Origin of the sequence: Neoroseomonas alkaliterrae, from assembly GCF_014199195.1 — a bacterium.
GTDB classification, from domain to species: domain Bacteria; phylum Pseudomonadota; class Alphaproteobacteria; order Acetobacterales; family Acetobacteraceae; genus Neoroseomonas; species Neoroseomonas alkaliterrae.
Genome location: NZ_JACIJE010000004.1, coordinates 40,787 through 53,349 on the forward strand (window position 1 = coordinate 40,787; position 12,563 = coordinate 53,349).

At 74.7% G+C, this 12,563-nt stretch carries 12 protein-coding genes; 7 read left to right on the forward strand and 5 right to left on the reverse strand.

Going from position 1 to position 12,563, the window contains the following annotated elements; genetic code table 11:
- The first annotated feature begins 33 nt into the window (after positions 1-33).
- The 4 genes from FHS88_RS08405 to FHS88_RS08420 are packed head-to-tail and all read left to right on the forward strand — an operon-like array spanning position 34 to position 4,043.
- The gene (locus tag FHS88_RS08405) at positions 34-924 is read left to right on the forward strand and encodes a DMT family transporter (RefSeq protein ID WP_184483526.1); all 891 of its coding nucleotides are present in this window, start codon (positions 34-36) and stop codon (positions 922-924) included.
- Positions 921-2,225 carry an NAD(P)/FAD-dependent oxidoreductase gene (locus tag FHS88_RS08410; protein WP_184483528.1) on the forward strand — a complete coding sequence of 435 codons (1,305 nt, stop codon included), beginning with the start codon at positions 921-923 and terminating at the stop codon, positions 2,223-2,225. The genes FHS88_RS08405 and FHS88_RS08410 overlap by 4 nt, the downstream gene beginning before the upstream one ends.
- A complete protein-coding gene (locus tag FHS88_RS08415; RefSeq protein ID WP_184483530.1) occupies positions 2,212-3,075 on the forward strand; it encodes a hypothetical protein in 864 nt (287 codons plus the stop codon). The genes FHS88_RS08410 and FHS88_RS08415 overlap by 14 nt, the downstream gene beginning before the upstream one ends.
- Positions 3,072-4,043, forward strand: a complete 972-nt coding sequence (locus tag FHS88_RS08420; protein ID WP_184483532.1) for a hypothetical protein — start codon at positions 3,072-3,074, stop codon at positions 4,041-4,043. The genes FHS88_RS08415 and FHS88_RS08420 overlap by 4 nt, the downstream gene beginning before the upstream one ends.
- Before the next feature lie 289 nt (positions 4,044-4,332).
- Here the strand turns inward: FHS88_RS08420 and cysN are convergent, their stop codons facing one another.
- Positions 4,333-6,198, reverse strand: a complete 1,866-nt coding sequence (gene cysN / locus FHS88_RS08425) for a sulfate adenylyltransferase subunit CysN (protein WP_184483534.1) — start codon at positions 6,196-6,198, stop codon at positions 4,333-4,335.
- Between the two features lies 1 nt (position 6,199).
- On the reverse strand, positions 6,200-7,114 hold the full coding sequence (cysD, locus tag FHS88_RS08430; protein WP_184483536.1) for a sulfate adenylyltransferase subunit CysD: 915 nt from the start codon (positions 7,112-7,114) through the stop codon (positions 6,200-6,202).
- A gap of 128 nt (positions 7,115-7,242) precedes the next feature.
- Here cysD and cysQ point away from each other — a divergent pair, with 128 nt between their 5' ends.
- Positions 7,243-8,037 carry a 3'(2'),5'-bisphosphate nucleotidase CysQ gene (gene cysQ, locus FHS88_RS08435; RefSeq protein WP_338146469.1) on the forward strand — a complete coding sequence of 265 codons (795 nt, stop codon included), beginning with the start codon at positions 7,243-7,245 and terminating at the stop codon, positions 8,035-8,037.
- Here cysQ and FHS88_RS08440 read toward each other — a convergent pair.
- Positions 7,994-8,425, reverse strand: coding sequence for a PaaI family thioesterase (locus FHS88_RS08440; protein WP_184483538.1), 432 nt, complete (start codon positions 8,423-8,425; stop codon positions 7,994-7,996). The genes cysQ and FHS88_RS08440 overlap by 44 nt on opposite strands.
- A gap of 161 nt (positions 8,426-8,586) precedes the next feature.
- On the opposite strand from FHS88_RS08440, the gene FHS88_RS08445 reads away from it, so the two are divergent.
- Together FHS88_RS08445 and FHS88_RS08450 are read left to right on the forward strand one after the other, a co-directional pair.
- Positions 8,587-9,435 carry a GNAT family N-acetyltransferase gene (locus tag FHS88_RS08445; RefSeq protein ID WP_338146470.1) on the forward strand — a complete coding sequence of 283 codons (849 nt, stop codon included), beginning with the start codon at positions 8,587-8,589 and terminating at the stop codon, positions 9,433-9,435.
- A gap of 97 nt (positions 9,436-9,532) precedes the next feature.
- Positions 9,533-11,026 carry a hypothetical protein gene (locus FHS88_RS08450; RefSeq protein WP_184483540.1) on the forward strand — a complete coding sequence of 498 codons (1,494 nt, stop codon included), beginning with the start codon at positions 9,533-9,535 and terminating at the stop codon, positions 11,024-11,026.
- A gap of 81 nt (positions 11,027-11,107) precedes the next feature.
- Here the strand turns inward: FHS88_RS08450 and FHS88_RS08455 are convergent, their stop codons facing one another.
- Positions 11,108-11,644 carry a lipocalin family protein gene (locus tag FHS88_RS08455; RefSeq protein ID WP_184483542.1) on the reverse strand — a complete coding sequence of 179 codons (537 nt, stop codon included), beginning with the start codon at positions 11,642-11,644 and terminating at the stop codon, positions 11,108-11,110.
- Position 11,645: 1 nt separating this feature from the next.
- Complete coding sequence (locus FHS88_RS08460) at positions 11,646-12,545, reverse strand: polysaccharide deacetylase family protein (protein ID WP_338146471.1); 900 nt, start codon at positions 12,543-12,545, stop codon at positions 11,646-11,648.
- Positions 12,546-12,563: the final 18 nt, after the last annotated feature.

Below are 12,563 nucleotides of genomic sequence, written 5' to 3' on the forward strand. Positions count from 1 at the left end.
CCGCCGGGCGCCGCCGCGTGCAGGCTGCGGGCGATGAATCCGAAGATCCTGCTCGGCCTCGCCCTCGGCGTCGCCTCCTCCGTCATCTGGGGCGGGCATGCGGTGGTGGCGCGGCCCGCGCTCGCCGGGCAGGGCTTCCATCCGCTCGACCTCGCCGCCTTCCGCTACGCGCCGGCCGCGCTGATCCTCGCCCCGCTCGCCTGGCGGGCGCGCGCGGCGCTGGCGCGCATCGGGCTTGCGCGCCTGCTCGCCCTCGCGGTCTTCGGCGGCGCGCCGAACCTGCTGCTGTTCCTCACCGCCCTCGTCTATGCGCCGGCCGCCCATGGCGGGACCATCGCGCCCATGACGGTGCCCATCGCCGGCGCGCTGCTCGCCATCCCGCTCATCCGCGAATGGCCGAGCCGCGGGCGCGCCGCCGCCCTCGGCGTGATGGCCGCGGGCGTGCTGCTGATCGGCTGGGACGGCGTGGCCGGCGCGCATCCCGGCGCCTGGCGCGGCGACATCCTGCTCGTGCTCGCCGGCGGCACCTGGGCGGTCTTCACGCTGCTGCTGCGCCGCTGGCAGGTGCCCGCGATCCCCGCCACGGCGGCGGTGACCATCCTCTCCGCGCTCGCCATCCTGCCCGCCTGGATGCCCTACCGCGCGGCGGAGGTGCTGGCCCTGCCGCCCGGCGCCGTGCTGCTGCACCTCGCGACGCAGGGCCTCGTGCTCGGCGCGCTCGCGATGTTCCTCTATGCCCGCGCGGTGGAGTTGCTCGGACCGACGCGCGCGGCCACCCTCTCGATCATGGTGCCCGTGACCGCGCTGCTCCTCGCCGCCCTGCTGCTGCACGAACCCATCTCCCTGCTGCAGGGAATGGGCGCCTCGCTCACCGTCGGCGGCATGCTCGCCGCGGTGCTCTTCACCGGAAGGAAGACGGCATGACCACGCCGCCCCCGATGCCCCCGAGCCTCTGGGCCGCGACCGCCCCGCCCGCGCCCGCCACCACGCCCTTCGCAGGCGGCGCGCGCACCGGCGTCGCGGTCATCGGCGGCGGCTTCACCGGCCTCTCGGCCGCGCTGCACCTCGCCGAGGCGGGCGTTCCCGTCACCCTGCTCGAACAGGCCGAGATCGGCTGGGGCGCCTCGGGGCGCAACAACGGCCAGGTCATCCCGACCCTTTCTCGCCTCGATCCCGACGAGATCGTCGCCGCCGTCGCGCCGGAGCATGGCGGGCGCGACAAGGGCGAGGAACTCGTCGGCCTGATCCGCGACAGCGCCGCGCTCACCTTCGACCTCATCCGCCGCCACGGCATCGAGGCGGAGGCGGTGCAGAACGGCTGGATCCAGCCCGCGCATCGCGAATCCCGCCTGCGCCTGTCCGAGAAGCGCGCCGAGCAGTGGGGCCGCCGCGGCGCGCCGGTGCGCCTCTATTCGCGCGCCGAGATGGCTGCGCTGACCGGCACCGACCACTGGTTCGGCGGCTGGGGCAATGCGACCGGGGGGCGGATCAACCCGCTCGGCCTCGCCCGCGGCCTCGCCGCGGCGGCGATGCGCGCGGGCGCCGTCATCCATACCGCGAGCCCCGCCGCGGGCATCGAGAAGGGGGCGGATGGCTGGCGCGTCGTGACGCCGCGCGGCGTGCTCACCGCCGATCGCGTGATCGTCGCGACCCACGCCTACACGGGCGATGTCTGGCCGGGGCTCAAGCGCACCATCGTGCCCGTGCGCTCCTACCAGATGGCGACCTCGGTGCTGTCGGACAACATCCGCAAGACCATCCTGCCCGAGGGCCATGCGCTGTCGGACACGCGGGGCGATCTCTACTTCTACCGCTTCGACGCCAATGGCCGGCTCGTCACCGGCGGCGGGCTGATCCTGCCCTTCGGCTGGGACAGCCGCATCCGCGCCCGCATCGCCGAGCGTGTGCGCCGCGTCTTTCCCCAGATCGGCGAGGTGCGCTTCGACTATGTGTGGTGGGGCTATGTCGCCGGCACGGCCGACCGCATGCCGCATCTCTACGAGCTCGCCCCTGGCGTTCTGTCCTGGACGGGCTGCAACGGGCGCGGCGTCGCACTCGCCGTCGCGCTGGGGCGGGAACTGGCGAAGGCGAGCAGCGGCACGCCCTATCGCGACATCGCCGCACCGGTGGAGACGCGGCTGCGCACCATCCCCGGCCATGCCTTCCGCGCCCTCGGCATCGCCTGGAACCAGGCGAAATTCCGCCGCATGGATGACCGTGACTGAGGTCGCGCTCGCCACCTCCATCCCGCCCTCCCTGGCCCTCGGCGCCTCGCCCGAGGGCGCGCGCCGGGCCGTCTGGGCCGCCTCCTGCCTTGCCTCCTGGCCCGGCGGGGGATGGCGCGTCCTGTCGCTGAACCCGGAGGCGGAACTGCCGCTGCTGCCCGCCCTGCCCGCTGGCGTCGTCGCCGCACCGGCAGGCCCCGGCGTGGCCGAGGCCTATGGCCGCCCCGGCGCCTGGATCGCCGAAGCGCTGGCCGGGGCCGTGGCCACGGGGGCGGAGGTGGTGGGGCTCGTCAACGCCGATATCCGCCTCGACCTCGACCCGGCCGCCCGCGCCGCCATCGCCGCGCGGGCGCGCGAGGGGATGCTCGCCTTCAACCGCATGGAGCTTGCGCATCCGGCGCAACAGGACGGGGCCTTCTACCGCTACGGCTACGATCTCGTGCTGATGCCGCGGGCGATGGCGGCGAGGCTCGACCTTGCCGGCTTCGCCTTCGGCGTGCCGTGGTGGGACTACTGGATCCTGCTCGACGCGCTGACCCAGGGGCTGCCGGCCTCGGTGGTCTGGTGCCCGGGGGTGCGCCACCTGGCCCATGCCCAGGCGTGGCGCATGGGCGCCTGGCGGCGCGGCCTCGCGCTGATCGCGGCGCGGCTGCCCGGCCGCCGGGACGCGCTGGCCGCGCTCGGAGCCGGGCCGGTCGCCCTCGCCCTGGCGGATCTGCTCGCCGCCCTTGGCGGGGACGCGCCTGAGGGCATCGGCCTCGCCGAGATCATCGAGCGCGCCGGCACGCGCTTCGGGCTCGAGATCGTCCGCCTTGCCGAGCGCGACGCCTGGAGCCTCGACGGCCCATGACCACCGCTCCCGCCTGGCGCCGCCGCGTGGTGCAGGACATGCTCTTTCCCGTCGCGGGCAGCGGGTGGCACGCGCCCGAACTGCACGGGGTGCAGGGCTGGCGCTGGAGCGGGCCCGGTCGGCTGTCCATCCTCCGCCTGTCGATCCCTCCGGGCCCCGGCCGGGCCGAGGCGCAGATCGTGCTCGATGCGCACGAGGCGCTGCCGCCCGTCGCCATCTTCCTGGACGGGCGGCCGCTCGACATCGCGGCCCGGCGCGTGGGGGATGTCGCGCTTCTTCGCTGCGGCTGGGACGGGGGGGCGCGACGCGCGGCGCCGCAGGCCGAGTTCTGGTTCCTCTGCGACCGGATGCGGGACCTGCCCGCGCCGGGGCGGGGAATGCGCCGCGTCGGCTTCCGCCTCTCCTGCCTGAGCGTCGAGGCGGCCGCGGACGGCCCCCCGCCCGGCGAGCACGGGCTCGCGCTGATCGCCGGCCGGCGGCTGCTTGCGGCGCGCCTTGCCGCCGAGCCCGGCCAGGCGAGGCTCGCATTCCGGACGGAGGGGGCGGCACGGCTGCTCGAGATGCGCCTCGAAGGCGCGCGGCTCGGGGCCGATCCGCAGCCTGCCCTGCTGGCCCGCCTGCGCGCCGGCAGCGAGGACGAGATGCGCCTCTCCCTCGGTCCGGCCGACGGGGCATCGCGGCTTGAGGGCGGCCTTGCGCCCGCGGGCGGGCTCGTCCTTTCGCCGCTGCCCGATCCGCATGGGGCGGCGCTGGTCGCGCGCCTGCTCGCGGCTCTGCCGCGCGCCTACGCGAACTGGCTCGACGCGGCGCTGGCCGGCGCGGCGCCGGATGCCGATCTCCTGGCCTTCTGGAAGCGCGCTCTCGACCGTCTCGCGCTCGCGGCCGAGGCCGCGCTCGCGGTCCATCTCGCGGAGAACGACGAGTTGTTCGCGGCCCCGTCGCGCGCCTTCGCCTGGCCTGCGGGCTGATCGCGAGGCTCGCTGCGCCCGGGCCCGCGCCGAAGCCCGCGCTGCGGCGCCCCGGCGCGCGCCCTGCGCCCGGCCACGGGCCGCCTCCGCGATGGATGGTGCCACGCGCGGGACGGGTGGATGCCGGGCCGGGCGGCCGCCCGGCGCATCAACGTCCGGACGCCGTGTTCCGGGGCGTGGTTCGCGCGCGGCCGCGCCTGCCAGCCCCCCCGCGTGCAACGCCAGCCTGCATCGGACCGCCGCCGGGCCTGCCTTCGTCGCGGGTTTCATGCCCCCCGCGCCTGGGCGATCAGCACTGCACGCCGCGCGCGCGCAGGGCCGCGAGAACCTCCTCGGCGCAGGCCTCGGGGCTGCGGTCGGCGGTGCGGAGCAGGAGTTCCGGCGCCTCGGGCGGCTCGTAGGGGCTGTCGATGCCGGTGAAGTTGCGGATCTGCCCGGCCCGGGCCTTGGCGTAGAGCCCCTTCGGGTCGCGCGCCATGCAGGCCTCGATCGGCGTGTCCACGAAGATCTCCAGGAACTCGCCCTCGGCCAGCATCTCCCGCACCATCCGCCGCTCGGCACGGAAGGGCGAGATGAAGGAGCAGAGCACCACCAGCCCCGCATCCACCATCAGCTTCGCCACCTCGCCCACGCGGCGGATGTTCTCCACCCGGTCCTCGGCGGTGAAGCCGAGGTCGCGGCAGAGGCCGTGGCGCACATTGTCGCCGTCGAGCGTGTAGGTCTGCCGCCCCGCGCGGTGCAGCGCCTGCTCGACGATGTTCGCGATGGTGGACTTGCCCGAGCCCGACAGGCCCGTGAACCACAGCACCATCGGCGCATTGCCCGAGAGCGCGGCGCGCGCCGCCTTGTCCACCGTGAAGCGTTCCTGGTGGATGTTGGTCGCGCGGCGCAGCGGGAAGGCGACCATGCCCGCCCCGGCGGTGCGGTTGGTGAAGCGGTCCACCAGGATGAAGGCGCCGGTCGCGCGGTTTTCCGCATAGGGATCGAGCGGCACCGCCTGCCCGGCCGAGAAGTTGCAGAAGCCGATCTCGTTGAGCGCGAGCCGCCGCGCCGCGTGCTCCTCGAGCGTGTTCACATCCACCCGGTGGCGGATGGAGGTGACGGAACAGGGCGTCCAGATGTTGCCGATCCTCATCATGTAGGACCGGCCGGGCAGCATCGGCTCCTCGTCCATCCAGAGCAGGTGGGCGGCGAACTGGTCGGCCACCGGCGGACGCTCGGCCGGGCGCACCAGGATGTCCCCGCGCGCCACGTCCACCTCATCCGTCAGCGTCAGCGTGACGGCCTGGCCGGCCTCGGCGGCCGCGAGGTCGCCATCGGCGGTGACGATGCGCGCGATGCGCGTCGCCTTGCCCGAGGCCGCGACCACCACCTGGTCCCCCGGCGCGATGCGCCCGCTCGCGATGGTGCCCGCGAAGCCGCGGAAATCGGCATCGGGCCGGTTCACCCACTGCACCGGGAAGCGGAAGGGCCGCGACGCGAGGTCCTGCGTCACGTCCACGCCCTCGAGATGCTCGATCAGCGAGGGCCCATGATACCAGGGCGTGTTGCCCGAGCGTGCCGCCACGTTGTCCCCGTAGCGCGCGCTGAGCGGGATCGGCACCACCGAGCGGAAGCCGAGGCCGGCGGCGAAGGTGACGTAGTCGCCGACGATGCGGTCGAAGGTGTCCTCGCTGAAGTTCACGAGGTCGATCTTGTTCACCGCCACCACGATGTCGCGGATGCCGAGCAGCGAGCAGATGTAGGAATGCCGCCGCGTCTGGGTCAGCACGCCCTTGCGCGCATCGATCAGGATGACGGCGAGCGAGGCGCCCGAGGCGCCGGTCGCCATGTTGCGGGTGTACTGCTCGTGCCCCGGCGTGTCGGCCACGATGAAGGAGCGCCGGGGGGTGGCGAAGAAGCGGTAGGCGACGTCGATGGTGATGCCCTGCTGGCGCTCGGCCTCGAGCCCGTCCACCAGCAGCGCGAGGTCCACCTCCTCGCCGGTCGTGCCGTGCTTGCGGCTGTCGCGCGTGATGGCCGCCAGCGTGTCCTCGAAGATCAGCTGGCTGTCGAAGAGCAGCCGGCCGATCAGCGTGGACTTGCCGTCATCGACCGACCCGCAGGTGAGGAAGCGCAGCAGTTCCCGGCTGCCCGGCGCGCGAGGGGTCATCATGTCAGAAATAGCCCTCGCGCTTCTTCTTCTCCATCGAGGCGTCCTCGTCGGTGTCGATCAGCCTTCCCTGGCGCTCGCTGGTGCGCGCGGCGCGCATCTCGGCGATGATGTCGGGAAGCGTCGCGGCCTCGCTCTCGACCGCGCCGGAGAGCGGGTAGCAGCCGAGGGTGCGGAAGCGGACCATGCGCATCTGCGGGCTCTCGCCGGGTTCGAGCGGCAGGCGCTCGTCATCCACCATGATCCAGGCGCCCGCACGCCGGACCACGGGCCGCGCCTTGGCGAAATAGAGCGGCACGACCGGGATGCCCTCGGCCAGGATGTAGTCCCACACGTCGTATTCGGTCCAGTTCGAGAGCGGGAAGACGCGGATGCTCTCGCCCTCGCGGATGCGCGTGTTGAAGAGGTTCCACAGTTCGGGGCGCTGCGCGCGCGGGTCCCAGGAATGGCCGGGGCCGCGGAAGGAGAAGATGCGCTCCTTGGCGCGGGATTTCTCCTCGTCGCGCCGCGCGCCGCCGAAGGCCGCGTCGAAGCCGTGCAGGTCGAGCGCCTGCTTCAGCGCCTCGGTCTTCATCACCTGGGTGTGCAGCGCCGAGCCGGAATCGATCGGGTTGATGCCCCGCGCGAGCCCCTCCCGGTTGGTGTGCACCAGCAGTTCCATCCCCACCTTGCGCGCCATGGCGTCGCGGAAGGCGATCATCTCGCGGAACTTCCAGGTCGTGTCGATGTGCAGCAGCGGGAAGGGCGGCCTGCCGGGCGCGAAGGCCTTCAGCGCGAGATGCAGCATCACGCCGGAATCCTTGCCGATGCTGTAGAGCATGACCGGCTTGCGGAAGGCGGCCGCGACCTCGCGGATGATCCCGATCGATTCCGCCTCGAGCCGCGCGAGATGCGGCGTCAGTGCGGCAGTCCTGCCCATGCGAATCGCGCCTCCGGAAGGCCCCGCGCCGCGGCCGCGGCCCGACCGTGCGAGGCGCCGCCTCTTCCCATGACCCCCCCGCCCGCGCAAGGTGAACGCCCTTCCGCAACGCCTGACGGAGCCGCCGCGTGAGCACCGATGCCGCCGACCGGCGCGCCCTGGCCGAGGGCTTCGCCGACCTCGCCCTCGCGGCCGGCGCGGCGATCATGGCGGTCCATGGGAAGGCCGATCCCACCGCCAAGGCCGACGGCAGCCCGCTGACCGAGGCCGACCTGCGCGCCCATGCCGCGATCCTTGCCGGGCTCGCGCGGCTCTGCCCCGGCATCCCCGTCATCTCCGAGGAGGACGCGGCGCATCGCGCGCCAGGGGGCCTTCGGCTCTTCATCCTGGTGGACCCGCTCGACGGCACGCGGGAGTTCCTCTCGGGCAATGGCGAGTTCACCGTGAACATCGCCCTCGTCGAGAATGGCGCCCCGGTCGCGGGCGTGGTGGCGGCACCCGCGCTCGGCCGCCTCTGGGCCGGCGCGGCGGGGCAGGGGGCGTGGTGCGCCGGCACCGATCGGCCCGGGCGGCAGGCGATCGCCGCGCGCCAGCCGCCCGAAGCCGGCCTCGTCGCCGTCGCCAGCCGCTCGCACCGCGATGCCGCGACGGATGCCTTCCTCGCGGGCCTTTCCGTGGCGGGCCTGCGCTCGGTCGGCTCCTCGCTGAAATTCTGCCTGCTCGCGGCGGGCGAGGCGGATGTCTATCCGCGCTTCGGGCCGACCATGGAATGGGACACCGCCGCCGGCCAGGCCGTGCTGGAGGCGGCGGGCGGCCGTGTCGTGACGCCCGAAGGCGCGCCGCTGCGCTACGGCAAGCCGGGCTGGCGCAACGGCCCCTTCATCGGCTGGGGCGCGGGCCCACTGCCGCCCAGCTCGTCGTGACATGCGCCGCGAGCTCCGCCGATCCCTCGCTGCGGATCAGCACCTCGCCATAGGTGATCCGCCCGCGCTTGAGGATGCGCGCCTCGGCCAGCACCGGCCCCGGCGCGAGGCGGCGGAGGAAGTGGATGGCGAGGCTGGTGGTCAGGCTCTCGTCCCGCCCGCCCGTCACCCCGAGCAGCGCGGCCCACATCGCCACATCCGCGAGTCCCATCAGGGCCGGCCCCGAGACGGTGCCGCCCGGCCGCAGCAGATCCTCGCGCCAGGGCAGCCGGCAGGTCGCCGTGCCGCCCGCGGCCTGCAGCACCTCGATGCCCCAGGCGGCGGCGAGCGGCACGCCGCGGTGGACGATCTCCTGGATGTTGGAGGGCGGCGGCGTGGCGTCGTGCATGAAGCGGTCCCGTGCTGTCCGGCCGCCGAGGCTGCCCGAGCCCGGGGCCGCCCGCCAGCCCGCACCCCCGGGAGAGCGCGCCGCCGCCCGGCTGCTTGCCGGCCCCGGCGCGCGCATCTACCTACCGCCGGTCAGCCCAGGAATGGCGGAGATGTGATGCCGTGAGCCCGCCCCAGATCCGCACGATGCGGCGCGAGGAACTCGACCTCGCGCTCGACTGGGCGGCCGAGGAGGGCTGGAACCCCGGCCTCGCCGATGCCGGATGCTTCCATGCCGCCGACCCCGGGGGCTTCCTGGTCGCCGAACGCGATGGCGAGCGGCTCGGCTGCGTCTCCGCCGTCCATCACGGCGCGGGCTTCGGCTTCCTCGGCTTCTACATCGTCCGGCCGCCCTTCCGCGGGCAGGGGATCGGCCTCGCGCTGTGGCGGGCGGCGATGGCGCGCCTCGCCGGGCGGGTGGTCGGGCTCGACGGCGTGGTGGCGCAGCAGGAGAACTACCGCCGCTCGGGCTTCGCCCTGGTCCACCGGAACATCCGTTATGGCGCCGAGGCGCCGGCCGCACCCGGCCGCGCCGGCCTGCCGGCCGTGGTGGCCGCCTCGGACGTGCCCTTCGCCGCCATCGCCGCCTGCGACCGCGCGGTGTTTCCCGCCGAGCGGGAGGCCTTCCTGCGCGCCTGGCTCGCCGCCCCCGGCCATGTCGCCCGCGCCGTGCCCGGCGCCGATGGCCTGCGCGGCTTCGCCGTGCTGCGGCCATGCCGGAGCGGCTCCAAGATCGGCCCGCTGGTCGCCGCCGATCCGGCGGCCGCGCGCGCCCTCCTTGCCGCGCTGCTCGATGCCGCGCCCGCCGGGCCGGTCTTCCTCGACCTGCCCGAGCCGAACCCCGATGCGCTCGCCATGGCGCGCGAGGCCGGGATGCAGCCGGTCTTCGAGACCGCGCGGATGTATGCGGGCGGCGTGCCCGACCTGCCGCTCGCGCGGATCTACGGCATCACCAGCTTCGAACTCGGCTGAGCGCCGCGGCCCGCGGTTGCCGACCGCCCCGGCAACGACGTTGACCGCCCGCCCCCGGCGGGTCTAGCCCTGGCGGCCCGCGAGGAGAGCGACCGCCATGACCCCCTGGACCGCCCTGCGTCATGCGCGAGGCCTAGCACTTCTCCTGGCCCTCGCGCTGGCCGCGGTGCCGGCCGGCGTCCGCGCCCAGCAGTCCCTCGCGCTCGACCAGTCGGAGGCCGCGCAGCGCCCGCCGCTGATGCCGGGCCAGCCCGTCAAGATCACGCTCGGCCGCGGCGAATCCGCCTATTTCCGGCTGCCGGAGGGGATGGGCGACCTCGTCGCGCAGACCCGCGCCCTGGCCGGGGAGACCGACACGGTCATGGCCCTGCTCGACGCCCAGGGCCGCGTGCTCGAGGAGGATGACGACGGCGGGGACGAGAACCTCGCCTCGCGCATCGAGATCGGCGGCGACCAGCGCGGCCCGCTCTTCCTGCGCGTGGGCGTGTTCGAGCAGGCCGCCGGCGCCTTCGAACTCGTCCTCGAGCACGCCCCGCCGCGCGACCCCGCCGCGCCGCCGCGCACGCTGACCGAGGCCGCGACGCGCCCGGCCCTCGATGTCGGCCAGAGCGTCGCGATCACGCTGCGCGCGCGGCAGGAGGCCTATTTCCGCCTGCCCGACGACGGCCGCGACCTCGTGCTCGCCACGCGCCGCCTCGCCCGCGGCACCGACACCGTCCTCGCGCTGCTCGACGCCAATGGCCGCGAGATCGCCGAGGACGACGACGGCGGGGAGGAGCCGCTCGCCTCGCGCCTCGAAGTGCCGGGCTCGCAGCGCCGGCCGCTCTATGTGCGGGCCGCCGCGCTCGGCAGCGGCGGCAGTTTCGAACTGACCATCCAGCCCGACACCGCCCCGGCGCCGCCCGCCTTCGCGCGCTCGATCCGCGAGGCGGCGGGCCGGCCGCCGCTCGGGATCGGCGAGCCCGTCGCGCTGCGGCTGCGGCGCGGCCAGTCCGCCTATTTCCTGCTGCCCGAGGGCGACATCGCGGTGCTGACGCGCAACCTGCGCCGTGGCACGGACACGCTGCTCTCGCTGCTCGACCGGGACGGCACCGAGATCGCCGAGGACGACGACGGCGGCGGCGGCCTCGCCTCGCGGCTGGAGGTGGAGGCCGCGCAGCCGCGCCCGCTCTTCGTCCGCGCCCGCGGCCTCGGCGACACCGCGGCGGAGTTCGAACTGGTGGTCGAGGCCGATTCGCGCGAGGCGCCGGCCTTCGCGACCTCGATGCGCGAGGCCGCCGCCGCGCCGCCGCTCGAGCCCGGCGCGGTGGTGGCGGTCCGCCTGCGCCGCGGCCAGTCGGCGTGGTTCGCGCTGCCGCCCGGCGCCTTCGTCGCGATGACGCGCAACCTGCGCGACGGCACCGACACGGTGCTGGAACTCTTCGACGACTCCGGCCGCTCCATCGCCGACGACGACGATGGCGGGGAGGGCCTCGCCTCGCGGCTCGAGGTGGATGGCCAGCAGAAGGGCCGGCTCTTCCTGCGCGCGGGCACGCTGGGCGACACGCCCGGCGCCTTCGACCTCGTGCTGATGCCGCAGGGCGGGCGGTAGGGCGGCTGCCATGCGCCGCGGCGCGCTGTCCCTCGCCCTGCCGGGCGCCGCCGCCCGGTCAGGCGATCGCGCGCCGCCCGCTCACGCCCCCCGCTGCACCGTGCGGCGCAGCCGCGTCGTGTCGAACCCCTCGCGCCGGGCGGTCTCGAGCGCGGCGGCGTAGTCGGCCTCGGCCATCCGGGCCTCGCGCGAGAGGATCCAGAGGAAGTCCCGCCCCGGCGCGCCCACCACCGCCCAGCGGTAGCCGGGGTCGAGGCCGATCACCCAGTAGTCGCCGAAGAAGGGCCAGAAGAAGGACACGCGCAGCCGGTCATTGCCCTCCGAGACGCTGCGCGCCACGCCGCGCGCCACCCGCTCGGCCCCGCCATCGAGGGCGTTGCGGCAGCGGTTGACCACATCCACCCCTCCGTCGGGCCGCAGCGTGTAGGTCGCGCTCACCTCCTCGCAGCGGATGCGCGGGCCGTCCTGGAAGGAGGTCGGGAAGCGCGCCGCCTCGAACCAGGTGCCGGCATAGCGCGCGAGGTCCACCTGCCCGACGGTGCGCGGCGTGCCGGGGCCGGGCGCGGTCGCGCAGGCGGCGGCGACCAGGGGCAGGGCGAGCAGGGCGCGGCGCAGCATCTCATCCTCCGGGAACGGTGCCGGGCGGCAGGCTCAGCACATGGTCGAGCACGCCGCCCGCGGTGGTGAACCAGACACCGCCGCGCCGCGACGCAAGATGCGCGAGCGCGCGCCGCAACTGCCTGATCCGGTAGGGCTGGCCCACGATGTAGGGATGCAGCGCGATGCCCATCACCTGCGGCAGCCCGTCCTCGACCTGTCGCAGCCGCTCCTCGAAATCCTCGACGATCATCTCGGCGAAGGCCGCCGCGCCGTCCTTGCGGGCGACGATCGCCGGAATGTCGTTGACCTCCTGCGGATAGGGGATGGCGAGCAGCCGCCCGGCCCGCGTGCGCATCCAGATCGGCGCGTCGTCGGCGCACCAGTTCAGCGTGTAGGCATAGCCCGCCTCGGCCAGCAGGTCCGGCGTGACGCGGCTCTCGGCGATCCAGGGCGAGAGCCAGCCGCGCGGCGGCCGCCCCTCGTGGCGGCGGATCGCCTCGGTGCTCTCGGCGATCAGGGCGCGTTCCTCGGCCTCGGGCAGCACGGACTGGCGTTCGGAATTGGTCCGCCCGTGGCCGGCGATCTCGTCCCCGCGCGCCCGGTGCGCGGCGACAAGCGAGGGCGCGTAGTCGTAGATCGCGCTGTTCAGCAGCACCGTCGCGGGCAGCCGCAGCTCATCGAGCAGCGCGAGCAGCCGCCACGCACCCACACGGTTGCCGTAGTCCCGCCAGGCGAAGTTCAGCACGTCCGGCTGCGGCCCGCCCGGGGCGAGTTCCGCGCCGAGGCCCTCGCCGAAGGCGAAATGCTCGAGGTTCACCCCGAGATAGACCGCAAGCCGCGCCCCGCCCGGCCAGGCATAGGCGCGGCGCGCCGGCCAGGGCTGGTAGTCGTACCGGTCATGGCCAGGCAGCATCGCCATCCCCCTTCCGCCCGACCG